26 protein-coding genes and 6 pseudogenes are annotated in these 24,287 nt (G+C 32.9%); 12 read left to right on the forward strand and 20 right to left on the reverse strand.

The genetic code is table 11. The features are described from left to right. Nucleotides 1–71: 71 nt before the first annotated feature. A pseudogene (locus OOK99_RS07145) lies at nt 72–616 on the reverse strand (GNAT family N-acetyltransferase). Between the two features lie 16 nt (nt 617–632). On the opposite strand from OOK99_RS07145, the gene OOK99_RS03480 reads away from it, so the two are divergent. Continuing rightward, nucleotides 633–1,793 carry a multidrug effflux MFS transporter gene (locus tag OOK99_RS03480; protein ID WP_264719377.1) on the forward strand — a complete coding sequence of 387 codons (1,161 nt, stop codon included), beginning with the start codon at nt 633–635 and terminating at the stop codon, nt 1,791–1,793. Between the two features lie 439 nt (nt 1,794–2,232). On the opposite strand, the pseudogene OOK99_RS03485 reads toward OOK99_RS03480, so the two are convergent. After that, a pseudogene (locus tag OOK99_RS03485) lies at nt 2,233–3,061 on the reverse strand (Mur ligase domain-containing protein); the annotation flags it as partial. 26 nt (nt 3,062–3,087) lie between these two features. Between OOK99_RS03485 and OOK99_RS03490 the strand changes: the two are divergent. Next, complete coding sequence (locus OOK99_RS03490) at nt 3,088–3,756, forward strand: septal ring lytic transglycosylase RlpA family protein (RefSeq protein ID WP_012481726.1); 669 nt, start codon at nt 3,088–3,090, stop codon at nt 3,754–3,756. A 224-nt stretch (nt 3,757–3,980) separates the two neighbouring features. On the opposite strand, the gene OOK99_RS03495 is transcribed toward OOK99_RS03490, so the two are convergent. Continuing rightward, nucleotides 3,981–4,595: a hypothetical protein gene (locus tag OOK99_RS03495; RefSeq protein ID WP_264719378.1), complete on the reverse strand. Its 615-nt coding sequence runs from the start codon at nt 4,593–4,595 to the stop codon at nt 3,981–3,983. A gap of 186 nt (nt 4,596–4,781) precedes the next feature. Here OOK99_RS03495 and ubiH point away from each other — a divergent pair, with 186 nt between their 5' ends. Then, on the forward strand, nt 4,782–5,930 hold the full coding sequence (ubiH, locus tag OOK99_RS03500) for a 2-octaprenyl-6-methoxyphenyl hydroxylase (protein WP_264719379.1): 1,149 nt from the start codon (nt 4,782–4,784) through the stop codon (nt 5,928–5,930). 412 nt (nt 5,931–6,342) lie between these two features. Here ubiH and OOK99_RS03505 read toward each other — a convergent pair whose 3' ends face one another. Then, nucleotides 6,343–7,308 (reverse strand): hypothetical protein, encoded by a 966-nt coding sequence (locus OOK99_RS03505; RefSeq protein ID WP_264719381.1) that lies wholly within the window; start codon nt 7,306–7,308, stop codon nt 6,343–6,345. Nucleotides 7,309–7,493: 185 nt separating this feature from the next. Between OOK99_RS03505 and OOK99_RS03510 the strand changes: the two genes are divergently transcribed. Beyond that, nucleotides 7,494–7,709 (forward strand): hypothetical protein, encoded by a 216-nt coding sequence (locus tag OOK99_RS03510; RefSeq protein WP_264336975.1) that lies wholly within the window; start codon nt 7,494–7,496, stop codon nt 7,707–7,709. An 87-nt stretch (nt 7,710–7,796) separates the two neighbouring features. Here the strand turns inward: OOK99_RS03510 and OOK99_RS03515 are convergent. After that, nucleotides 7,797–8,088: pseudogene (locus tag OOK99_RS03515) on the reverse strand (transposase); the annotation flags it as partial. Continuing rightward, a complete protein-coding gene (locus tag OOK99_RS03520; protein ID WP_264337287.1) occupies nt 8,006–8,188 on the reverse strand; it encodes a hypothetical protein in 183 nt (60 codons plus the stop codon). The gene OOK99_RS03520 and the pseudogene OOK99_RS03515, both read right to left, overlap by 83 nt. A gap of 151 nt (nt 8,189–8,339) precedes the next feature. Here OOK99_RS03520 and odhB point away from each other — a divergent pair, with 151 nt between their 5' ends. The 5 genes from odhB (at nt 8,340) to OOK99_RS03545 (ending at nt 12,866) form a co-directional block, all read left to right on the forward strand. Further along, nucleotides 8,340–9,512, forward strand: a complete 1,173-nt coding sequence (gene odhB / locus OOK99_RS03525; RefSeq protein ID WP_264719382.1) for a 2-oxoglutarate dehydrogenase complex dihydrolipoyllysine-residue succinyltransferase — start codon at nt 8,340–8,342, stop codon at nt 9,510–9,512. 437 nt (nt 9,513–9,949) lie between these two features. Next, a complete protein-coding gene (locus OOK99_RS03530; RefSeq protein WP_264719383.1) occupies nt 9,950–10,099 on the forward strand; it encodes a hypothetical protein in 150 nt (49 codons plus the stop codon). Between the two features lie 45 nt (nt 10,100–10,144). Then, nucleotides 10,145–11,156, forward strand: a protein-coding gene (locus tag OOK99_RS03535) for an IS630 family transposase (RefSeq protein ID WP_264719384.1) whose coding sequence is annotated in 2 segments (ribosomal slippage) — nt 10,145–10,606 and nt 10,608–11,156 — 1,011 coding nt in all. Because the reading frame shifts where the segments join, the coding sequence is not laid out codon by codon here. Next, entirely contained in the window at nt 11,153–11,686 is a 534-nt protein-coding gene (locus OOK99_RS03540) for a hypothetical protein (protein ID WP_264719385.1), read from the forward strand. The genes OOK99_RS03535 and OOK99_RS03540 overlap by 4 nt, the downstream gene beginning before the upstream one ends. A 65-nt stretch (nt 11,687–11,751) precedes the next feature. Beyond that, nucleotides 11,752–12,866 (forward strand): IS3 family transposase gene (locus tag OOK99_RS03545; protein WP_264719386.1). Its coding sequence is split into 2 segments (ribosomal slippage): nt 11,752–12,025 and nt 12,025–12,866, totalling 1,116 coding nucleotides; the frame shifts between segments, so codons are not numbered across the junction. A gap of 106 nt (nt 12,867–12,972) precedes the next feature. Here the strand turns inward: OOK99_RS03545 and OOK99_RS03550 are convergent. Then, the gene (locus OOK99_RS03550; RefSeq protein ID WP_319803423.1) at nt 12,973–13,254 is read right to left on the reverse strand and encodes a DnaB-like helicase C-terminal domain-containing protein; all 282 of its coding nucleotides are present in this window, start codon (nt 13,252–13,254) and stop codon (nt 12,973–12,975) included. Here OOK99_RS03550 and OOK99_RS03555 point away from each other — a divergent pair. Beyond that, nucleotides 13,238–13,630 (forward strand): annotated as a pseudogene (locus OOK99_RS03555) (WO male-killing family protein Wmk); the annotation flags it as partial. The gene OOK99_RS03550 and the pseudogene OOK99_RS03555 overlap by 17 nt on opposite strands. A gap of 8 nt (nt 13,631–13,638) precedes the next feature. Here OOK99_RS03555 and OOK99_RS03560 read toward each other — a convergent pair. Continuing rightward, nucleotides 13,639–14,650 (reverse strand): IS630 family transposase gene (locus OOK99_RS03560; protein WP_264719384.1). Its coding sequence is split into 2 segments (ribosomal slippage): nt 13,639–14,187 and nt 14,189–14,650, totalling 1,011 coding nucleotides; the frame shifts between segments, so codons are not numbered across the junction. An 84-nt stretch (nt 14,651–14,734) separates the two neighbouring features. Between OOK99_RS03560 and OOK99_RS03565 the strand changes: the two are divergent. Then, nucleotides 14,735–15,076 (forward strand): annotated as a pseudogene (locus OOK99_RS03565) (WO male-killing family protein Wmk); the annotation flags it as partial. Nucleotides 15,077–15,125: 49 nt separating this feature from the next. Further along, complete coding sequence (gene wmk, locus OOK99_RS03570; RefSeq protein ID WP_264719388.1) at nt 15,126–16,037, forward strand: WO male-killing family protein Wmk; 912 nt, start codon at nt 15,126–15,128, stop codon at nt 16,035–16,037. Between the two features lie 39 nt (nt 16,038–16,076). Here the strand turns inward: wmk and OOK99_RS03575 are convergent, their stop codons facing one another. The 12 genes and pseudogenes from OOK99_RS03575 to OOK99_RS03630 all read right to left on the reverse strand — a co-directional run. Next, complete coding sequence (locus tag OOK99_RS03575) at nt 16,077–16,991, reverse strand: patatin-like phospholipase family protein (protein WP_264719390.1); 915 nt, start codon at nt 16,989–16,991, stop codon at nt 16,077–16,079. A gap of 20 nt (nt 16,992–17,011) precedes the next feature. Continuing rightward, nucleotides 17,012–17,236 (reverse strand): hypothetical protein, encoded by a 225-nt coding sequence (locus tag OOK99_RS03580; RefSeq protein ID WP_264719392.1) that lies wholly within the window; start codon nt 17,234–17,236, stop codon nt 17,012–17,014. 141 nt (nt 17,237–17,377) lie between these two features. Then, complete coding sequence (locus tag OOK99_RS03585) at nt 17,378–17,806, reverse strand: ankyrin repeat domain-containing protein (protein WP_319803424.1); 429 nt, start codon at nt 17,804–17,806, stop codon at nt 17,378–17,380. A 145-nt stretch (nt 17,807–17,951) separates the two neighbouring features. Beyond that, a complete protein-coding gene (locus OOK99_RS03590; protein WP_264719393.1) occupies nt 17,952–18,917 on the reverse strand; it encodes a phage late control D family protein in 966 nt (321 codons plus the stop codon). Continuing rightward, on the reverse strand, nt 18,914–19,093 hold the full coding sequence (locus OOK99_RS03595; RefSeq protein ID WP_264719395.1) for a tail protein X: 180 nt from the start codon (nt 19,091–19,093) through the stop codon (nt 18,914–18,916). The genes OOK99_RS03590 and OOK99_RS03595 overlap by 4 nt, the downstream gene beginning before the upstream one ends. A 26-nt stretch (nt 19,094–19,119) precedes the next feature. Then, nucleotides 19,120–19,467 carry a phage tail protein gene (locus tag OOK99_RS03600; RefSeq protein WP_264719396.1) on the reverse strand — a complete coding sequence of 116 codons (348 nt, stop codon included), beginning with the start codon at nt 19,465–19,467 and terminating at the stop codon, nt 19,120–19,122. Then, nucleotides 19,467–21,752, reverse strand: coding sequence for a phage tail tape measure protein (locus OOK99_RS03605; protein ID WP_264719398.1), 2,286 nt, complete (start codon nt 21,750–21,752; stop codon nt 19,467–19,469). The genes OOK99_RS03600 and OOK99_RS03605 overlap by 1 nt, the downstream gene beginning before the upstream one ends. Continuing rightward, complete coding sequence (locus tag OOK99_RS03610; RefSeq protein WP_017532594.1) at nt 21,734–21,865, reverse strand: hypothetical protein; 132 nt, start codon at nt 21,863–21,865, stop codon at nt 21,734–21,736. The genes OOK99_RS03605 and OOK99_RS03610 overlap by 19 nt, the downstream gene beginning before the upstream one ends. Further along, complete coding sequence (locus tag OOK99_RS03615) at nt 21,862–22,119, reverse strand: phage tail assembly protein (RefSeq protein ID WP_017532593.1); 258 nt, start codon at nt 22,117–22,119, stop codon at nt 21,862–21,864. The genes OOK99_RS03610 and OOK99_RS03615 overlap by 4 nt, the downstream gene beginning before the upstream one ends. 133 nt (nt 22,120–22,252) lie before the next feature. After that, nucleotides 22,253–23,224, reverse strand: coding sequence for an Rpn family recombination-promoting nuclease/putative transposase (locus OOK99_RS03620; RefSeq protein ID WP_264719399.1), 972 nt, complete (start codon nt 23,222–23,224; stop codon nt 22,253–22,255). Nucleotides 23,225–23,319: 95 nt separating this feature from the next. Then, a complete protein-coding gene (locus tag OOK99_RS03625; RefSeq protein WP_264719400.1) occupies nt 23,320–23,826 on the reverse strand; it encodes a phage major tail tube protein in 507 nt (168 codons plus the stop codon). Nucleotides 23,827–23,854: 28 nt separating this feature from the next. Beyond that, a pseudogene (locus OOK99_RS03630) lies at nt 23,855–24,256 on the reverse strand (phage tail sheath family protein); the annotation flags it as partial. Between the last annotated feature and the right edge of the window lie 31 nt (nt 24,257–24,287).

Genomic DNA, 24,287 nt, shown 5'->3' on the forward strand with positions numbered 1-24,287 from the left:
ATTTTTATGATAAAATTATGTTAAATTTGTATAAAGCCTCTTGTATGTTTTTGTAAACCACTTGTAATAATTTAATCAGAAATTCTTGCCTTAATCATTAAAATCGCACTATTACTTTCCATAATTTTTTTAAAGCCAACTTTTTCGTAAACACGGATTGCACAAACATTTGCTATACCTGGGTCGACAAAGGCATTCTCATAAACTTTAAAGACAAATTTGTTTAAAAATATATTCAAAGCTTGTGAACCAACTCCTTTACCTACATAATTCAGCTCTCCGATATACCAGTCTATAGCAGCACAACTTTCTGGAAGTTCTAAAGTGTTATAGATCTGTTCAGATGGGAAATCATGTTTGTTGTAATATTGAATATAACCAATATCAACTCCATCACAATTAATAATGAAGCGTGCATTGGTTTTTCAATAATTTGTGTCTTAAATTTCAAACGTTTGAATCCTTTAACGTAGTTGCTATATTTTTTCTCAATTAACTCTTGTGTCCAATTTATATCCGTATCCCACCACTTCTTTATATGGGGCATTTCTACCCATTTTAATAATAGTGAAAAATGTTCTTCTTTCAACGCTTTAAATGTGATATTTTTATTCATTAATTAAAGATTTTAAGTGTTACTACCGTTTTTATTAATTCTATCTCTAATTGCTAAGTTCATTGAAATTGATATTTCTGTACCTAGTTTTCCTGATATAGTACGCTATTTTAACGTACCGGAAGGCACAATTCAATTAACTATTGCTTATAATTTTTTAGGCGTTTGCATAGGAGGGTTATTTTTTGGTCCATTGTCTGAATGCTATGGCAGAAGAAGGATGATGATCATAGGCAACACTTTGCTACTCATCGGTGCTGTTGGCTGTGTTTTTGCGCTGTCAGTTTCTTGGCTTTTAATCTCTCGCTTTATTCAAGGCATTGGTGTTAGCACATCTGTAGTTGTGTTTGCAATTATTGCAGACAGCTATAAATGCAACGAAGCAGTAAAATTTATTGGAATCATGAATTCTATTATCACAGTTCTCATAGCAATTGCACCAGTATTAGGCAGTTTCATCAACAAAATTGTTGGGTGGCGTGGCAACTATGCAAGTGTTGCAATACTTTGTTTCATCTCTTGGGTTTTGCTGCTTTTTCTGTTACCAGAAACAAAAAAGGACCGTGATATTTTTAGTCTAAAAAAAATGATGAAAGACTATAAAAAATTATTATCAAGTTCAAAATTTATGGTGTTGTCTTTGGCACAGAGCCTTTTTTCTGCGGCTTATATGTCATTCATTACTTGTGGCCCTTTTTTGTATATGGAAACTTTTGGTTTATCCAGCACTATTTATGCGCTACATCAAGGTGCAATGGTTGGGTCTTTCTCACTAATTAGCCTGTTTTCCAGTAAGATCTTAAAGAAACTTGGAGCAATTTGGTGTGTAATTTCCGGTACAGGCGTAATTGCTATTGGATCCCTATCACTTTTAATATTCAGTATAATCATGCCCAGTGCTTACTACTTAGTAACGCTGTCTATGGTTATTTTTTGTATTGGCTGTGGAATTTGTCAAGCAGTCATTTTCAATGCATCATTAAATATTTTCCCTGAAATGAAAGGCACAACTTCTTCTGCAATTTCATTTATTAGAGCTTCTATCATGGCTATTTTTATCGGCTTAACAAGCTACGTTTACGATGGTCAAGCAACCAGTGTAGCTATTCTTGTTTTTTTTGCAGTAGTTCTAATTTACTGTCTATTTATTGTTTTCAAGATCTGGAAAAATCTATAATCACCATATAGATCCTTCTCATTTCTAGTTATTGCGGTAATATGTATTGTAACTTTGCCGGCTGCTCTAGATGTATCTCTTCCAAATCACTAATCTATATTAGTTAAAGAGTATTATCTTGCTCATGCGCCTAAAGTTTGAGAGCCAATTTTCAGCAATCCAATCAAATTCCAATTTTTTTCAAACAACTGTTTCTTGCTATTTTTGTACCTTAAAAAATTTAGCTTACTTTTACGCTAGCTTGTTCAAATAGCATTAGTACGATTTACTTTTTTTGAATGTAGAGATTTTCTAGGGATTGTCCTCTTAAATTCTATAGTATCTTGTTTAACATTGAAACGAGAATCCAGTTTCAAGCATTGAGGTGATGAAGAAAGGGCTGCTTTTATTCCACCCCTCTCAACTACTCGAGTAGTGGACAATGGAATACGATTACTTTCGTTTATACTAATCAGCACGTCAAATTCTATGCTATTATTGTGTTGTTTGATGTTGCTAGCTCTAATTTTACCATTTCCAAACCAAAACTTTATAGAATTACTCGCATCATGATTGATGTCTGCAGAATCAGGTAAAATAGCAAAATTCGCGTTGTTTACAAATCTAGAAAACGCATTTTTGATGTCGTTAAATGTACCGTAATGGTCTATATGGTCGTCATTAATACTTGTTACAACAGCAATATCTGCAGGAATTTTTAACATAGTTCCATCAGACTCATCAGCCTCAATTAAGAAAATGTCACTTTTGCCAAGTTTTGCATTACTCTGATAGGAATTTAATATTCCTCCAACAATTACAGTGGCGTCAGCACCAGAATGATCAAAAATGGAAGCAATCATAGCTGTCGTCGTCGTCTTGCCACTTGAACCTGAAACTGCTATCACATATTTACCTTTCATAATTTTAACCAGCATGTCTGACCTATGCAAAACGGTTTTATTGTTATTTCTTGCTGCAACTAGCTCCACATTATCAGGTTTTATTGCGGAAGAATGTACAACTATTTGAGCTTGTCTAATACTACTTGCATCGTGACCAATATAGACCTCTATACCTAATTTTTGTAACCTATCTATATTGTCGTTTGATCGCGTATCACTGCCTTGAACTTTATAACTGGAATTATGAAGAATTTCAGCAATTGCGCTCATTCCAATTCCACCTATACCGATTATATGTATTACTTCTTTTTTAGTGCTGTGCATATTTGGCAGTAGACGTTTACTTATTACTAAATTTATTATAGTATAATTTAAAATCCTCATGGTATCGAACCATTTCACTAAGTACAATGATAAAAAAACTAGCCTTTCTATGTCTAATATTCGTTTTGATGAGTAGTTGTAGTTTTAGCAATAGGTGTAATCACACCGCAGGTCATTATAAAATTGGCAATAGCTATACAATAAATGGTATCACCTACCACCCAAAATACTGTAGCTGTTATGAGGAAGTAGGAATAGCATCGTGGTATGGAATAGAAGATCATGGCACAATTACAGCTAACGGTGAAGTGTTTAATCGTCACTTGATTTCTGCAGCACATAAGACCTTGCCCCTACCCTGCTTTGTTCGTGTTACTAATTTAGAAAATGGAAGAAAGCTTGTTATAAGAGTTAATGATAGAGGGCCATTTGTTGAAGGTAGAATAATAGACTTGTCAGAAAAAGCAGCACAAGTTTTAGGACTTCATAAGTCTGGGCTTGCGAAGGTAAAAGTCGAGTACTTAAGAAAGAGGTCAGAACAATTGATACAAAATACTCCTCATTACAAAAGGCAATATGAAAAAGAAATGCAAAAACGTCACCCAAAACAAAACAATGCAGAAAGTAAGGGATATGTAGCATTTTTTGTAAACGCTCAGGTAGCTAAATCAGCTGCATCAAAGCTTCGTAATCAAGGAATAGAAAATGTTAGATTGCTTTTCAAGAATGATCAATATTGCGTAAAAGTAAGTTAAAACCTGCATTACAGATTGTGTAGCATGACAGAAACTATTTGACAAATGAGAATGTTCCAAAAGCATGTGCGTCAAGTTGAGAAACTATCGTGAAATATAGCAATATTTAAGATTGGTATTTTATTTGTTACATTTCAGGTAGTGACAGCTACCTCAGCTGTAGCTGTAAAAAATAATCTACCACTTAAGAAATTTCATTAAAAAAATAGCATAATCTTATTTCTCTAAAAAATACTATCTTCAACTTGAATATGTTGAAAAATATTTTGCGTATTATCCAAAAAGTCATCCTTTATAGCAGCTAGCTCGGATTGTTTTTGAGATAGATTATCTTCTATTGTTCTATTAAAACAATCAAGATCATTGCACTTTAGTTGAGAGCGCATGTCTCCATTTTCATATAAACCTCGTATAACGTCATAATATGCTCGAGTTTCATCAGTTTCTGGTTGTTGCTTTTCTTTGAGTATTGCCTTTAATTTTGAATCTATGTCTAATTCTCTTTTTATATCTTCAGTAGCATTTTTATGATATTTTTCATAATCTTTAAAACTTTTTAATATTTTACCTTTTACTTCATTTTGTAACGTCTTTAGCAAATCTTTAGCATGAGGTTTTTCAATTTTTTCCTTCCACTCATCATACGTATATTCTTGTCGACTACCATATTTTGTATCTTGACACTCACTTCCTATGTTAAACAGCTCTTTGTTACAGATTTTATCACCCTGATAAAAGTAATCGCTTATATTGATTTTATTATTGCCAGTTACGGTTTGTTTAATTGCTGCTTTATTTTCTGCAAGTTCTTCTCTATATTTAGAGATACAGTTTCTCATTTCTTCTTTACAATCTGTAGTCATAAGCTGTTTCCTTTAATAAAATTAAAGCCTATTTTAGCATAAAATAATTAATACTTTATTACTAATCTGAGGTATACTAAGGTAGTGATAAGAAGTCCAGCATCTACAAAGTTTGTTTAAACTATTTTCAAAACGAATAAAATGTAATTTTAGGTAAATAAAATGAATTACGATGTAATCATTTCAGGTGGTGGGCTAATTGGTCTTATTACTGCTATTGGCCTGAGTAATGACTCTGTATCTGTAGCCGTAATTGAGAAAAATAGTTTACCACGTACAGTTGATGATAATCGAGCATTTGCCATTTCTCAAGGATCAAAAAAAATACTAGAAAAATTAGGGATTTGGAGGCTCTTAGAAGGCGAAGCTGAACCAATACTTGATATATGCATATTAGATGGAAATAGCCCATTTACTGTGCATTATGATCATAAAATGGTCGGTGAAGAACCAATGGGTTATGTAATCAAGAGCGCTATTATATGGAATGCAATCAATAACAATTTTTTGCATAAACTCAATATATATTCTCCACGTTCCTATAAAACAATTTCTTGTGACGAAGGATACATGGAAGTTACTCTTGATAATGATCAAAAATTGATATCATCGCTATTTATCTGTGCTGAAGGTAAAAACTCTAAGCTGCCAGAGCTGTTTTCTATACCAATGATAAAATTTGGTTATAAACAAAATAGCATTGTATTTAATGTAAAACATGAACTACATCACCAAAACTTAGCTGTAGAGCGGTTTTTTCCTGGTGGTCCATTTGCAATTTTGCCAATGAAAGGTGGCTATACTTCTTCAATAGTTTGGACAGAAAAATGCGAAATTTCAAAAATGCTGATGAGCTTATCCGAAGAGGAATTTGTCATAGAACTCAAAAAAAGATTTGGTTCTTATTTGGGAGAAATTGAATTAGAGGGTGAAAGAAGATTCTATCCTTTGAGTTTTTCTTTTGCAAGAAAGCTGCATAAAAGCAGAATTTTGCTGATTGGCGATGCAGCACATTCAATCCACCCGGTTGCAGGTCAAGGACTTAACCTTGGAATGAGAGATTTAGAGAGTGTTATTAGACAAATAACTGCTGCAAAATCCTCTGGCATTGATGTTGGTAGTAACTATCTATTGAAGAAAATTTCACGTGATAGATACTTTGATAATTTTACTATGGCACTTGCAACTGATGGATTAAATAGGATATTTTCCAATAGAATATTCTGCGCTAGAGCATTTGGTTTAATGGTAGTTGAAAATTCAGATTTTCTTAAAAAACGCTTCATTTGCCACGCTATGGGATTTATGTAAATCATTAGATTTCTTTTATAATCAGGTGTCATTTAAGTAGCTGATACTGGAGCCCAAATTCCATAACTTCATCCCAGTGTGATACTTTATGCCTTTTTTCTCTACTAAATCTTTTAGGGTATACTTTTATTTTAACCTCCAGCTTCTTATTTTTTGTGCTATTTTGTACCTTATAGAGATATTTGCCATCATTACAGCTGCTAGCGATTACTCACGAAAACAACCATATATACCTGATTGTAGACAATTTGAGTATGATTTTGTTTATTTTGGATGTTATTAAAAGTAAAACTTTTGGCAATAGCAAAGATCCTATTTCTTTTTATCAGTCAATCAATTTTAACAATACAACTTTTTAATTTATTATTATATTGATTTTGAATTTTCTTTACATGAAACGAGGGATTCTAAATTAACCTTCTAGTTTCCTATATGTAAGCATAGAAATATTTGAATCTTCCAATAATTCCCGAACTTCTTTCTCAGTAAATTTTGCAACTGATTTGTTTTTCGTAGCTAAACTTTCAGAAATACCTTTTCTCCTTTCGATAATGCCTAAATCCTCAAAGTTAACATCAAAATAAAGTAGTTCTAAAATTTCTGCAGCAGAGTTAGATACTTCTTCCTTTGTAATATCAAAAAGTGCTATACAATTAGGGTCAAAAAGTGAAAAGCTTTCTTTAATGTCACTATTTCGCCTTACTAACATTGCATGTCCACTACCATTTAGACGAGTAAAATATAGAGTTGCATAGTATCCAGGTTTTACTTTATCTAGATTTTTGCTAAGTATTGCGCTGTTTATTTTATATTTTCCTGTCGTTCTATCTTGAACCATAATACATTTATGGTCTTCACATGAAACATAATCATTAGGGTAGCAACCATGACGCTCATAAAATAACCTTTCTCTATACCATCTCTCTCGTCGAAAAAATGATGCATCAGAAGAAATCATATCTAATAACTTTTTTTTCTCATCATTTGTAAGTTTTTTTTGTTGATTAACAAAAACTTTGCTAAAAGCCACGCTATTCCGCAAATAATCATTTTTTATCACCCAGTCACACAATATCTCACATAGTCCTCTTATATATCCCTTTTCTTTCGACATACTAAAGTCTGATAACACTTCCACAAACATACGTAAATACAAGCTACTTAATGAATAATTACTTTTTATCCAATTAGGTATAATCCAATATAATGGGTCAAAATTATAAAATTCCCTAGGTTTTCCTTCTAGAACGTGAAGTTTAAAATAATGACTCTTATGCTTATTAACAAAGTCAATCAAGGGTCCTTGAAAAAAAGTAATAGCATTTTCCAGTTTTTCATCACTTACTATACCTTTTAAGCATTCTTTAAAAGTAGGCATATTGTTACCAAAAGTATAACCTACATCTATATTGGCATTACAATGCTAACAATACATTAATGCTACAAAATTCACATACGAAATGGTAACTGAAATAGAAATAGTTAAATTATTGGCGAAATTAGAGATATTATGATAAGCTAAGAATGAAATTCAACCATTAAGATTAAAGTGAGGTGAGAAGTATGAGTGATGTATTTTATTGTGATGAGTTTAATGATCATGATTTAGATAATGGTAAAACTCCTTTAAGGGAAAAGCTCAATGAAATCATTAAAGATTTAGAGGAAAATAAATATACAAACCTGGGAGGTATAAAATTAATAAAAGGCGATGGAGATGTTAAATATTTTCGAGCTAAATTAAGTGACAGCGACAGGTTACTATTTACTAGTATATAGCATAATGACAAAGATGCTTTTATTATTTTAGAAGTAATTCTAAATCACGATTACCAAAAATCTAAATTTTTAACAAACAAAGAAAAAATAAAAACCCAATACATCCTTTTTGCCTTCTTGATCTATACCCAATATGTTATACATGCACTTACTTACACAACAACCGTCTTCTTTCACCTTAAAAAACCATGAATACTATCGGATATATTGATTGTAGTGGACGACTACACCATTCATTGATTATAGGTAGTAATTTATCTGTAATTCCAGATATCTCTGCTGCAGATATTTTATGGTCATAGATTTCTTCTACATATGATGCTATACTTGCATAAGACTTTAAGTTTACTGTAATCCATTGAATTAATGCTATCAACAATTCTTTGATTTGATAGTAATTCTCCACTATAAGCCTTACATATCAGTTGAAGTTTTTCATTATCTAAATCTTCTGAGTTGCCTACTTTATCAAAAGCCATAATCTTATTTCAATTTACTTAGTATTTTAATTTTGCATGTATTAGGAGGAAATAATCAAGCATTATAATAAAAGGCCTAATGAATTTATTAGTTTATTTATGTTTCTTTTCATGTATAAATTTATAGAAAGTTTTATGTAGAAGTTATTTTATGAGCAAAATTATAGAAATCAGAGCGCCAAAAACTCTTGGTGGTGAATCAGTTACGGAAGGTATAGTAAAAATAAAGAAAAATATCGGCGAAGCAGTAAAAGTAGATGACTTGATCTTTGAAATTGAAACTGATAAAACGGCGCTAGAACTAACTGCAGAAGCTTCAGGACAAATAACTGAATTTTTTGTGAAAGAAGATGATGTAATTAGCCCTGATCAATTACTGGCAAAACTTGCTGTAGGAGAAGTAAAAGAAGAAGTGAAAAAAGAAGATAAAGGCGAAAGCCCTGATAAAAAAGATGCCCCTTCAGCTCGTAAAATTATGGAAGAAAATGCAATTAGTGCAGAAAATGTAAAAGGAACTGGCATGGGAGGCAGAATAACTAAAGCGGATGTGATAGACCATATGAGTAAAGCTGAACAACCTCCGGTAAAACAATATGAATCGCCAAAAAGTGTAGTAAGTGGAGAGAGAAGAGAAGAGCGAGTGAAAATGAGCAAAATAAGGCAAGTAATAGCTGCTCGTTTGAAAGCATCGCAAAATACTGCTGCAATACTGACCACGTTCAATGAAATTGACATGAAAAACGTCATGGATCTGAGGGCAAAGTATAAAGAAACTTTTGAAAAGAAATATGGAATAAAACTGGGTTTCATGTCGTTTTTTATAAAGGCAGCAGTGCAAGCACTAAAAGAAATTCGTGAGATTAACGCTGAGATTTCAGGTGATGAAATTGTATATAAAAATTACTATGACATAGGTGTTGCTGTTGGCACTGACAAAGGTCTTGTTGTACCAGTTATTCGTGATGCTGATCAAATGTCATTTGCTGAAATTGAACTAACTTTAGTTGCCCTTGGCAAAAAAGCACGAGAAGGTAAGCTGCAAGTATCGGAAATGGAAGGTGCAACATTTACTATCTCAAACGGTGGCGTATACGGCTCACTCCTTTCTACTCCAATAATCAACCCTCCACAATCTGGAATACTTGGCATGCACTCAATACAAAATAGACCAGTTGCTATAGGTAGCTCAATTGAAATCAGACCGATGATGTATATTGCTCTCTCTTACGATCATAGAATAGTTGACGGTAAAGGAGCAGTGACTTTCCTTGTTAAAATAAAAAATTACATAGAAGATCCAAATAGATTAATTTTGGAAATTTAAATAGGTTAAAAACGATAGGCCAGTTTTTCTGAAGTTTTTAAGGTGGGTGTTACAGCTGTACAAACATTTGTTTATAAAGGTAACTTATACGAAAAATGGTCAGTGCTTACTGTATGAGAACTGTGATTTAGGCCTAAAAAATGCGAGTAGCCCCTTTGGTGTTATCTAAGTAGCTGACACTGGAATTTCAGCTTCTATAATGTCATGCCAGTGTCCGGACACTGGCATCCAGAAAAATTTACAAGCAAACTGAGCTTATGCTAAATTTAATGAAATGAAGGATTCCAGACTCTTGCGTCAATGAACCTCTTTCGAAACTAGAATAAAGTTAAAAAGAGAGTAAAATGGTGGGTTTTGAGTGAGGGAAAAGGTGAAAATAGCAGAAGAGTTAGATGATGAAAAATTTCGCAGGTTAACAGGAGTAAAAAAGGTATAAAATGGTAGAGATTTTACGAGAAGCAAATAAGAAAAAAATGTTAAAGGAGGTAGAGTTGAGTGAAGAGGACATGCTATTTATGAAAGAGAACTTATTAACGACTAAGGATCTAATACCAATTCCCGTTACACGGGAAACAGATAGACAATAATGGAAGAAAAGCCATAATGAAATAAGTGAAATAGTTTAGGTATAAATGGCACTCAGATCAAAATTATTGGATGAAGAAGTAGTAAAATCAGCAAAAGAGATGCTGAAGAAAGTAAGGAATAATGCATATGTTTCAAAAAAACTAAACGCTGTAATTGCAGCAAAAAAGTACAGTATAACGTCTGTAGCAAAAATATATTGCATTTCAAGAAAGGCACTAACTTCGTGGATAAAACTCTTGAAATTTGGCAGAGAAGAAAAACTGTTTGCTCCTCGATCACGCCGAAGAAAAACTAAATTAAATCAGGCTCAACTACAGCAAATTGAAGCATGGATAGAAGAAAACCCTAATATTACCATTAAAGAAATGAGAATAAGAATACAGGAAAAGTTCGACTTAAATATTAGCAAATCTACAGTACACCGCCATATGCAAAAGATGAAATTTTCATATATTACACCAAGACCAGTACACAACGTACAAGATAAAAGTAAACAAGAGGAATTCAAAAAAAAATCTCAATGAAGTTATTGGAAAGTATCCTGAAAAAGAGCTATTTTTCTTTGATGAATCAAGGTTTGGCACACATTCGAAAGTTGGGCATGGATGGTTTAAAAAAGGTACTAGAACTCGGGTTAAAATAAAGTTAGGTAGGCATAATTTTTATCTCTACAGTGCAGTTAATCCTAAAAATGGAGAGAGTTTTAGCTTATTTGCACCAAATGTTAACACTGATTGCATGAATATATTTCTTGAGCAAATGTTGCAATATCTAGGGACAAGAGAAGCTGTTCTTGTTATGGACTGTGCTAGTTGGCATAAGTCAAAAAATTTAAAGGTACCTAAAAACATTGAGATTATATACCTACCTCCATATTCACCTGAACTTAATCCTGTTGAGAGGCTTTGGTTATATATAAAACAGAACATTTTGCGCAATAAAATATACAGTACTATTGCTTTGCTTGAGAGCACTTTATGCAAATTTCTTACCTCTCTTGCTACTTCTACAATTAAACAACTCTGCTCTGTTTCCTATTTGACTCCACAACAATGAGAATTGGTATAAAGAAAAAATCAGTAGAAACTAGAAAAGAAATTGAGCAGTTAAGAAGTAAGAATGAAATATCAGAAAGAAGAGCAGAAGAAGCAGAAGCAAAAACAAAAGCTCTTAATCTACTATACGATGAAGCAGATGATCAAGACATATCAAGAAAAAGAATAAAACAAAATAAGGAAGTGCAGAAGTTTTTAGAGTGCCAATATACTTTTCTGGTTTTAAATGAAGGTTATACAACAAAATTTAAGAACCTATGTAAAGAGTATAGAGAGTTGAAGAGAGAAATAAAAGAGCCTGACTTTGAAAGATTATCAAAGCTTGTAGATAAGTTTGAGAAGCTAAGCAGAAGTTTTATTGAAGGCGAGAAGAAAGAAAGAGAGAATGTACCAGAATGCAAAGACCAAGAGATTGATAGATTAAAGCTGAGCATAGTAACGAGAGTAGTACAAGCAAGGGATGTAGCAGAGAAAGAAAAGAGGAAAGTAGAAAAAGAAAAAGTAGAGGTAGAAGAGATAGTAAAACTATAATGCACCCCATAAACTAGACCAAAAAAAAATGGTTGATCCGAGTAGGAAGGTAAAGGGGTAAAAGTATGGCAACAAAAAAATATGAACCAGAGTTAAAAGCAAAGATAGCTTTGGAAGCAATAAAAAATCAAAAAAGCACAGCTGAGATATGTAGTGAATATAAAATACCATCAACAAATCTATATGATTGGCGTGATAGAGTATTGGCAAGGTTAAAAGACCTATTTGTTGAAGAAAGTGAAAGTGCGAGAAAACAAAGAATCTTAGCGCAAGAAATAGAAAGTTTACATAAAGTAATAAGAGAATTGACAGTGGAAAATAGCTATTTGAAAAAAAAATTACTGAAATAAGCAAAAAAGATAGAGTAAGGTTTATAGAAAAAGATTCTGATCTGTCAATTAGGAAACAGGCTGATTTATTGGGGATTTGCAGATCTAGCCTATATTATAGGCCTATAATTAATAACGAAAGTGAAGTAGCAAATTTGATTCAAGAAGTATATTTGGCTTCTGATTGCCGTTATGGATATCGTAAAATTACTGCTGAAATCATAGCGAGTGGAGTAGTAGTCAATCACAAAAAAATCTTAAGAATTATGAAAAAAATGAAGATTAGTGGGCTGTATTGTAGAAAAAGATGTAATACAAGTATTAAAGAAAAAAAGCATAAAATATATCCTTATTTACTCAAAGATTTGATTATTTGTAGAGTTAATCAGGTATGGGCTACTGATATAACATATATTATGGTAGAAGGTAAGTTTATCTATTTTGTGGCAATAATGGACTTGTATAGTCGCTATATTATTGCTCATTCATTATCACCATATCTCGATGCTGGATTTTGCCTTTATACTCTCAAAGAAGCTCTAAAACAAGGTAAACCTGAGATTTTTAATAGTGATCAGGGGGTGCAGTTTACTAGCTACAACTTTATTATGGAATTAGAGCGTGCTAATATTAAAATCAGTATGGACCATAAAGGACGTTGCTTCGACAATATATTTGTTGAGCGCTTATGGAGAACTTTAAAGCAAGAAGCTATATATTATTATAGACCAAATAGTATCAGAGATTTAAATCTTATAATAAATGATTTTGTTGCTTGGTATAACTATAGAAGGCGACATCAGACTCTACATTATAAAGTTCCTGCTGATCTTTATTATCATAAACAGTAAATGAATATATTGATAAATACTTTAAATGTGTGTCGACGTATTTATCAACATATTCATTTTAAAAATCGGATCACTTTGAAAAAAATGGTCTAGACAAATGGGTGCATTATACTCGCAGGTCTGCTAGTTGCGGTCTTTTGTTTTGCCTTTCTTCTACTCTGCGACTAATTTGTGATAGCGCGACAACAGGAACTTCAAAATCCTTGGCGATGTTCTTTAATGTTCTGCTGATTTCTGTTACCTCAAGAGTTCTGTTTTCCGTTTTTCCTGATCCTCTGAGTAGCTGCAAGTAGTCAATGTAGATGCATTTTATGCTGTATCTTTTACAGATTGATGCGATCTTTTTTCTGAGAACATTTAAATCCATACTTCCTATTACGGATCTCATTCCTGTATCAAATGAAAAAATCTGTTTTGAAGATAAGGGAGAGGAAATATTAAATCTAGTAAGAGAATATAAAAAGATTAATGATCAAGAGTTACGTAAGATATTTTGTTTACTAACCAAGTTTGTTCAAATTAGTGAGAAAAGTAGTAAAAAAGCAGAGAAAATAAAAATTGCAAAGGGTCTGGTTAAAGGAGGAGTTTCTGTTGATATTGTTGCAAAAACAATTGGTCTCTCTGCTGATGAATGTGTTGAAGAAAAAATAGGTTCTATCTACTACAAAATAGGGAAAAAGATAAAGGAATGGAGACTGGTAAGAGAGTGCACTCAAAAGGATTTAGCAGAGAAAATGACTACAACACGTGATGAAATAAGTAATACCAATTCTCATTGTTGTGGAGTCAAATAGGAAACAGAGCAGAGTTGTTTAATTGTAGAAGTAGCAAGAGAGGTAAGAAATTTGCATAAAGTGCTCTCAAGCAAAGCAATAGTACTGTATATTTTATTGCGCAAAATGTTCTGTTTTATATATAACCAAAGCCTCTCAACAGGATTAAGTTCAGGTGAATATGGAGGTAGGTATATAATCTCAATGTTTTTAGGTACCTTTAAATTTTTTGACTTATGCCAACTAGCACAGTCCATAACAAGAACAGCTTCTCTTGTCCCTAGATATTGCAACATTTGCTCAAGAAATATATTCATGCAATCAGTGTTAACATTTGGTGCAAATAAGCTAAAACTCTCTCCATTTTTAGGATTAACTGCACTGTAGAGATAAAAATTATGCCTACCTAACTTTATTTTAACCCGAGTTCTAGTACCTTTTTTAAACCATCCATGCCCAACTTTCGAATGTGTGCCAAACCTTGATTCATCAAAGAAAAATAGCTCTTTTTCAGGATACTTTCCAATAACTTCATTGAGATTTTTTTTTGAATTCCTCTTGTTTACTTTTATCTTGTACGTTGTGTACTGGTCTTGGTGTAATATATGAAAATTTCATCTTTTGCATATGGCGGTGTACTGTAGATTTGCTAATATTTAAGTCGAACTTTTCCTGTATTCTTATTCTCATTTCTTTAATGGTAATATTAGGGTTTTCTTCTATCCATGCTTCAATTTGCTGTAGTTGAGCCTGATTTAATTTAGTTTTTCTTCGGCGTGATCGAGGAGCAAACAGTTTTTCTTCTCTGCCAAATTTCAAGAGTTTTATCCACGAAGTTAGTGCCTTTCTTGAAATGCAATATATTTTTGCTACAGACGTTATACTGTACTTTTTTGCTGCAATTACAGCGTTTAGTTTTTTTGAAACATATGCATTATTCCTTACTTTCTTCAGCATCTCTTTTGCTGATTTTACTACTTCTTCATCCAATAATTTTGATCTGAGTGCCATTTATACCTAAACTATTTCACTTATTTCATTATGGCTTTTCTTCCATTATTGTCTATCTGTTTCCCGTATAACGGGAATTGGTATAACTATGAGCAAGGAAGGGTTGCTGTTCCACTTGATAAATTATATGAAATGGCAGAGGCGTTATCGATTAATATCGTGGATCTACTTGAACCAGCAGAAGATGCAGATGAAAGAGTAGGAAATGAATTACCGAATTTAATTGAAGAATACAAAAAGATTGAAAATCAAGAACTACGTAATGCACTAATAAAATCTATGTTTGAGGGAATACGTATTTGTGAGGAGAAAGTGAGAGAGATAGAAAGGATTAAAGTTGCAAAGGATCTAGTAAAAGGTGGAATTTCTATTGATATTATTTTGCAAGCGGTAGGTTTACCTGTTGATGTAGTTTTAGATGGATAGCTCGTAAAAAAATTACAGCAATAAAGTTTTTTTCTTAAATGGAGGATAAATGTTTGTTTCTGCAAGCAATGTTAGTTACGGAATAGGGCAAAGAATAGAAAATTGTAGGTTAATGCGAGGGCATACTCAAATAGGATTAGCAAGTCAAATAGGTTTAACATACCAAGAAGTAAACAGCTATGAAAATGGGTATATTTCTATTCCAATTGAAGTATTATATATAATAGCAAAAGCATTATCAGCTAGTGTTACAGATCTACTACCTGAATCAGTAGTAGTAAGAGAATATAAAGATGAAGATGAGGAAATACTCTATCTAACAAAAATATACGAGAATCAAAAGTTAGGCAAAATAGTACCTTCATTAGTCAGGTTTGTTCATATTAGCGAAAAAATTAATCAAGAAGAAGCGAAAATAGAAGTAGCAAAGAATCTAGTGCAAGAAGGAGTTTCAGTTGATATTATTTCCCAAGTGACTCGCTTATCTACTTATGAATATGATGATATAGAGAAAGAAATTTGTACTGATTCTATACTCTACAAAGTAGGGAAAAGGATAAAAGAGGAGAGATTAATACGGGAATACACTCAGGAGGACTTGGCAAATAAAATCGGTTCAACACCTAAAGAAATACATGACTATGAACGAGGATATACAGACATTCCAATTGAAATATTATATAAGATAGCAAAGACATTATCAGTTAACATTAAAGCTCTTGGACTAACAGAACATGAAAATGAGCCAGTTTTGAGATTTGTAGGTAAATGCGAAAAAATTGAGGATCAAGAATTACTGGATACGGTAGCTAGATCTTTATCTGAAGGAATGCAAACTGGTAAAGAAAAGGTTAAAAAAGCAGAGAAAATCAAAATTGCAAAAGATCTAGTTAAGGAAGGTGTTGCTATTGATATTATTTTGCGAGCAAGTGGCCTAACTGCTGATGAGTGTGAAAATTGAATTGTGTTAAACAATATATTAAGATGTAAGTAAAGATAGTTATATATTTAATATTTCTATACAGAATTTTTCTATCACTTTCTGATTGTCCTCTATCATTGCATTTGCCTCTTGCTGAAGAGATTTGATATTTTTTGATGTAATATTATCCATGTCAGGTGATGCTATTTTTAGTTGCGATTGTACGCGTATATATTTATCAGCTATAACTTGATCAAGTTGGTAATTTACTGCATCTAAACTTGAGGCAAACATCACATGTAGTAGTGGCTTTATCCAGCCTATTTTTCCCAATCTCTTTGAATTGGCTATGCTTCTATCTGTTCTGCCAGTACCTACCGATAACAGTAGAATATCATCATTTGGAAATAATCTCTTACCACTTGCATATGCACAAGCCGCTGGATTATTGGCAAACACCCCTCCATCCACTAATACCATTTCCTTTTGGTTGACTTTTAAATATTTAGGTGCAAAGTAAGTAGGTGCAGCCGTTGCAGCTCTGAGTGCATCTTTCAGCTTAATATTACCTTCTTTCCAGCTTTTGAAGAAAAATGGGCAATTATTCTGAATGTCGTAACTGGTAAGCAGTACATTATTTAAAGTGTTTTGTAGAGTATCATCACCAAAATATTTGTCCAATACAAATTCAATATTTTTATATGGGTATTGTGCACAGTTAAACCAAGATAATATTGATCGCCTAAAAAATGAAGACTTGAAAATATATGGTCCATATTCCCGATAGAACTCGACTAAATCATTAGCAGAATATTGAGGTTTATCTTTTTTACATAATCCAGCTACAACAATTCCACCGGTTGAGGTCCCTGCCATAAGATCAAAGATTTCAGCTATCGGTTTTCTTGTCCTTTGCTCTATTTCTGCTAGAATAATGGCTGGTATGATGCCTCTAATGCCACCTCCATCAACGGATAAAATATATTTAATCATTGTGAATTTGGGTAAAGGTATTAAGATTTAATTTTTCCGCTTAGAACGTGTAATTTAAACTCATCCAATTCCTCAGAAAGATTTTTTACCCTTTCCTCAAGTACTAACACTTTTTCCATTAAACCATATTCAATAAGTTTATCGTGAAATTGTACCCTTGAGTCTAGCTTGGATAACCACCATATAAATGCTACTGTTTGTATTAATATGGTAATAATTACTGTAATTGGGATTTTTTTTAGCATATTTTTTACTGGTTATAAAATAATTGCAAATTACTGATAAAAGAAGAAATATGTTCAGTTTCTATATTTTGCTGTGGTAGTCACTATTTGAATTCGTATTGCTCTTCTGCAGATCCTTATGACTCCAATATATCTTTGATCTTATTTGCTATTTTTTAGCGAGCCTTCTGCATTGGAAAGTAGTTTTATTACTTCTCTGTATTGCTTGTTTTTATCTTTATTACGTTCTTCTGATATTACAGCCATGCTTCTAGGTGTTCTTCCATCTTTAGCTACAGCACTAGGATCTGCTCCTTTGTCTAATAAAAATTTAACAATTTCCAAACGTCCTTGATCTGCAGCATAATGCAGCGGTGTCCATCGCTCGTATCCGTCAGAAGCACTTACATCAGCTCCTTTTTGTACTAGAAACTTCACGACTTCTAAACAACCTGCCTCTGAAGCATAATGTAATGCTGTTAATTTAGGAACCTGCACATTAACATCTAATAGATTTTCTACCAAAAATTTTACAACCTCTAAGTTACAATTTTCAGAAGCAATTTGTAGTACTGTTTTATAATTACTCACAGCTTTACTCTTTGTATAACAACATGTAACGACAACACATATAACTGTTATCATCAGCCATAGAAAATTTATCTTAATGTTCTTACTTATTTTGTTCATGTCTAACATTTTTTTAGAATTAAATAACCATTTGCTTAAGTTTCACTTAAACAGCTTTGCTCACTGTTGCTTCTACTATAGTTTGATATCCTCTGTTATTCAGAATATGTTCTGCCTTGCTAATTACCCATTCACCTTCAATTTCCTGACAAAATCCTGAAAGGCTGATCTTAGCTTCTGCAAATAATTCTGGATTACCAGGAACAGTTACATTTAAATTTGATGTACTACGTTTTAGTTGTTTTAACTTAGCTGCTGCTGCACTAATTGCTGATTCTGCGGTAGAGTAAAGCGTTTGCAGGGTATAACTTGGACCCTCATTTCCCACTTTCTCTTCTATAGTTTCTCCCTTTTCATAACTGTGCCATTTTGCAATAAAAGATCTATATTTGTTACGCACATTAAAATTTACCTCCCAATTTATAATATCTTTAGGTGTAAGTACTGTTGTACCTAACATCTTTCCAGTCGCTGATCTTGCTTCTCCCTTCGGAATAAAAATTATATATCCTCCTGCTGGTTTTACTAGTGCATCATATTTTTTGCCTAATCCTTCCAAAAAACTCATGTCGCTTTCATCTGCTTGAATGGTATGTGGTATAAATATATTTTCAAATCTTTCAGCGACTTTACCTTCATACCCATGTTCTTGTGCTATTTCTTTAATCAAATCTCCCAAGGTAATGTCTTTCCATTCCTTTGATTTTCTTTCCTTTAATGATCCTCTTAAACTTGCAGCGTCACATTTTATTCTTAAAGTTTGTGGTGGACTTTGTATTGTAATTTGATTTGCCTTATATACCCCCATAGGTAATAAACCTGTTTCTTTATATCCTAGAAAAACCTGTAAATTACCCTTAAGTTCTAAAGCGCTAGAGCTATAATTAATGCATATCTCAGCTTCGTCACTTGTAGTACCGGATCCATCAGTTACACGTAGTGATATTAAACTCTTTTTTAAAACCTCTGTTACTGGGTTATTTTTTGCTACTATATCAAAATCTGGTGTCATTCATCTAAAATATTTATAACAGATTCTTTCAATATTCTCTGAATTTTAGGAAGCTTAATTTTTAATCCAGCGGGCAAAAAACTTCCATGTTCTACAAGTCCTGGATTTTTAAGCAATACTTCCTCCACTGCTCCACTACTGTATCCATAATGTTTCCAGCAAATGTAATCCAACATTTCGTTTTCTTTCGTGTAATAATAAATCACTTACTGTAACTTTTTAACTTCAAAATAAACTCAACTTTTCTCGGTTTTCCATCAGGAAAAAATAATATCTGTTTTTCTTCTACATTAATAATGACAAAATTCCCAAGTATATTTCCTGAATTATCAACTAGAACGTGTGGTTCTTGAGTGTTACGTATATTTTTTAGCTGTTCTAAGCCATTACTCTGATAATGTGGATAAATCACTCCTGTCAGATCAATACATTCAATTCCTGAGCCAATGTTTTGTAGCGACGTTTTTTCAATACATTCAATTGTATACCACCTTTTTTCTTTACTGTATCTTAGGCTTATTGGTTCAAGCTTACATTTTCCAAGCAACATCAATGTAACTCTTCAACTATATCAAAAAGTGCCCCACGTGCTTGTTCTCTAAATCGTTCTATTACTGCATCAGCAACGCTGCGGACATCTTCAGACTTAATGTTGATATTAAACGTTTGATAGAATGCTTGGTTATATACTTTAGATTCCCTATTTTCATATCTACTTTTCTTGAATGCTTTCTCAATTTCTTCTTGTTCCATAGCTCTTTTTTCTTCTATAACACCTTTAACTTTAAAACTCTCAAAATTGCCTTTACTATTTTCTGAAAATTGTTTAATAGCACTATTACTTGTCAATGGGTTTCCGTTACTGAAAATGCTATTTTTAGAAAGCCTATTAACAACATTTCCATTATTTTCAAATTTTCTAATCGGGCTATTCTCAGCAAATATGCTACTAACTGTATTTCTCATCCATGAAAAAGCTTTTCCTATAGGTTCAATGAGTGATTTCCAAAAGCTAGAGAAAAAGTCTTTCACTTTTTGCCAGTTAGTGAGAACATAAGCTGCACCAGAAACAAGACTCGCTATTAAAAGTCCAATTGGGTTAGTCATTACAGCTAGTGTTATTGCTCTTAGCCCTGTTATTACTGCAGGAAAAACTATACTTGATAAAGATGAAAATGTTGTCAGTATTGTTGCTTTAAGACCAAAAATTGTACTTCCTAATAAAGTAATTCCATAGCCTAATCCCACTACTAAGACTTTCAAACTTATCAAAGCTGCTAAAGTACTCATGATTGCCGTAGTTAAAGTTGGATATTTTTCTGCAAAAGAAGCTATACGCTCTGTTATTGCTTTCAAACTTCCAGCTACATAATTTAAAGTAGGCAACATTACTGACCCTAGATTCATGCCAGCTTCAAATACTGCATTTTTAAGTAATTGTAATTTATTAGCTGTAGTATTTGCCCGATTGTTAAATTCGTCCTGCATTGAAGCGTTATATTTTTCTTTATCAGCTAAATGTTCAATAGCTTTCTTGTAAATGTCTAAGCTTCCTACTAAAAGAGCAATGTCATCTTGAAACCCAGAGCCAAACAAATTCATAAGAATACCAGCACGCTCTTGATCGTCTATTCTTTTTAAAGTTTCAAGGAATTGCAATATTGCCTCTTGAGGATTTTTTTTAATAGTTTGTTCGAGCTCTTCTATACTTGTTCCCATCTCATCTAATGCATCGTGAAATTCAGGACTTTGCTCTCTTGCGGTCTGTAGTTTACTAAGAAAGTTATTTATAGCAGTTGCTGCTTTTTCAGGTTGTTTACCTAAACTTATGAATGCACTTGCTAAGCTACTTGCTTGATCAATTTCTAAACCAAACTGTTTAGCATTACCACCAATTCTATTCAGTGTAAGAACCATTTCCTTTGCTTTGGCAGCAGTATTATCTGAAAGATGGTTTATTATGTTACCTACATTTTCCATACCATCAACTTTAATTCCATAGACATTGGATATTTTTGCAATAGCATTACCAGCTTCTTCTGCCGACATATCAAACGCTGTGGTCATTTTGGCAACTACTGTTGTAAACTTCATAAGATCATTTTTGTCAATACCAAGTTGACCACCGCTTGCAGCTATTTGTGCTAATTCTGCAGCTGACAAAGGTATTTCACGAGATAACTTTTTGAGCTCTTGAGCAAATTTACTAGCTTCATTTTTTTTACTATCAAACCTTACTACTTTCTTTACATCAGCCATGGCCGATTCAAAATCAATAGCAACTTTAATTGGCGCTGCAAGCGAAAGACCTAGTCCAATAGTCTCTATAATTTGTGACTTAAAATGTGCTTTGCTTGCTAAAAAACTTTGGTGACTACGTATTGCAGATCCAAGCTTACCATACTTGCCTTTCAGCGCTTCAATGGACGAGCCAAGTTTATATTGGTCGCTTACTAATGACTTAATATTTCTTCCACTTTTTCTTACTTCTTCATTAAATGAATGCAAAGCATCTCTCTTTTTCAAATATGCTTCTTTTGCTTTTATTGCGGAGGTTTTGGCCTTGTCAAATTCTGCTTTTAAAGTTTTGCTTGGTTTCTCTATTGCTTTCATTTGTTTAGCTAAAGATTTTACTTGATCTTCAAAGCCCTTCCACGACCCCCTGCTAGTCAAAACATCACTACCCAACTGCTTAAATTTTGATACTGATTTTAAAGATGAATCAAGCTTTCTTATATTCTCACCAAGACGAGTAAGTTGACTGCTACTTCCTTTTATTACAGTATTAAAACTGCCATCTAAGACTGCTCCGATTTTTATAGATAACGTTGACATTTAGACCTCTTTGCTGTTTCTTCCCATAAGATAAATTCGTTAAATTCCATATCAAGAATGTGCTCAACTCCACCACCTATGATAGAGCTAAGCACGAGTACTTCTAATCTCAAGTTTTTTGGATAATTGGTGAAAAAAAATCCTTTAATACCTCTTGAATTTTCACATAATCAGCAATATCTAACTCTTCAATTGCTTCTTTTGCAACTGATGTCAGGTTGGCAGTCAAAGTCACTTCCTTATTTAGGTCACTACCATTAATGCGTTCTATTGCCAAATAGTCTCTAACTTTTGGACGTCTAATGGTAAGTTCTGAAACAGAAATTCCATCAACTGTTATTGGGTTATTAAGTGTTATAGCTTGCATGTTCCTCCTTAAAAAGTTAATTAAATAAAAGTCTATATCGGCTTTTACATAACTAATTTTTTTTACTATAGTTTTTGTGTTTGATTAACGATCCTTCATACTAAATTTCTCAATATAAAGATGATAGTAGGGTTTATTTTTCCTCAACTTGAATTAATTCTTGAACTTTATCGACAGAAAGACCTGTACACTTGACAATAGTGCTAATATCAACATTATTAGTCAACATCGCTTTTGCAACTTCAATCTTTCCTTCAATCTTTCCTTCAATCTTTCCTTCAATCTTTCCTTCAATCTTTCCTTCAATCTTTCCTTCAATCTTTCCTTCAATCTTTCCTTCAATCTTTCCTTCAATCTTTCCTTCTTTTTTGGCATCATCAAGTTTTTGAGCAAGGACAGCCTGTTCATCACGAATACGCTTGGTCTCCTGTTCATATGCTATAAACTCTTTTTCTGACCAGTTAAACCTGTTTAGCTCTTCGTACGCTTTTTTGATTATTACGTCACTTCCTGTTATTCTTTCCAATTCTTCTTCACTTGTTTCATCAGCGTACTTAAAAAAATACACCCACTTCTCAACTATATTTGAAAGCTGATCTTCTTTAGTTTTGGAAAATTTAGGCAGTTCAATAAATACAAAGTAAAAATCTTTTAGATCATGTTCATTAGTATCTTCATCCCGAATGGTGTGTTTTGATTTATACTCAGACTTATCCGGAAATAGTATACAGTCTGCTATAGCAATAAAGATAATTTCCTTAAGGTCATGGTATTGATCACCTTTATCTGCTTGTCTTGAATAGGCTTTAGCAGCGTAATATTGGGCACGTTTTTCAAAGCCTTTGGTTTTAGCAACCTGCATCTCAATTATCCATTGTACTCCTGTTGAATCTTTACATAGCACATCAACAATACTTTGCTTTTTAGCGGCAATTTCGGGATCTTGAATAGTACTTAAAAACTCTATATCCTGTATTGCATTTTTGCCAGTAAAGCTCAAAATATCATTGAGGAAGTGAATGAGGATGTCTTTATTCTTTTCTGTACCAAAGATACGGCGAAATGCTATATCATTTTTAGGGTCGAGAAATTTAGATAAAGCCATAGCACAAATGCTTAAAAAACATTAATAATTATACAGTATTATCAGTAATTTTTCAATAAAAAAGTGGTTATATGAAAAGGCATCCATCTATTCCATTAAATCCCTAAAATCGTTTGCAGCAAGGCCATTTGATCAACACCGTTAATCTTACGGATCATGTTCTCAGCATCGATTTCTATTAATTCATTACTACCGATAGTAAGTTTATAGTAATGAGCAGCTACAGTACACTTCAGCGTTGCTTTTTCAGCAGGTTTCCAGCTACCAAAATCAAATTCTCTGAATATGCCCCTAAGGTTGATTATTACTCCTTCAATATCGTTACTACCACTCCCTTGCATTCCACCTCTGAGTGTCAAAGCTACTGAATTTCCATTTATCAACCCAAATAGCCGAAAGAGTTCTGTATCGTATTCAGAAAAAGTGAAATCTGCTTCAAGCTTTTCCATGCCCATATCAATATTTACTGGAATATCCATACCACCAGCTCTATATTCTTCAGTTTTTATGGTAAGCTTTGGCAGCGTAATTTCATCTATTTTTCCTGCATAACCCCGACCATCTACGAACACATTAAAATTCTTTAAAATCTTTGGTAGCATCTTTCTTCCTTTTTTCCCTTAATAAAATTTACGATATTTCACTATTCACCAGCCGTGAACGAAAAGTAATCTGTTCTGCTGGATATGGTGGTGTAAACTCAAAATCAAAGTATACTTTTCCACTTGCAATATTTGCTGGTGTGTTTAATTCTGAAGTTGCATAACATTTTCCACTGATAATCGCTCCTTGCGCTTTTAAATTGGCCAAATAAGAATTCACCCCCTCAATCACATCATCTATGTAAGTTTTGGTGATATTTCGATCAACTGCCCAGAGATGAGCTCGCAGCAGACTATCGTTAATTAAATCTGCAGTTCTTCTCACTGATAGAAAAGCCCATTTCGAATCGTTTGAACATGTTCTATTTCCCCAAAGCCTATAGCCATTTTGATGAATTATCGTTGTTACTTCATTTTCATTCATATAATGCACCCCATAAACTAGACCAAAAAAAAATGGT

It is taken from the genome of Wolbachia endosymbiont (group B) of Eucosma cana (assembly GCF_947250645.1).
Lineage (GTDB): Bacteria > Pseudomonadota > Alphaproteobacteria > Rickettsiales > Anaplasmataceae > Wolbachia.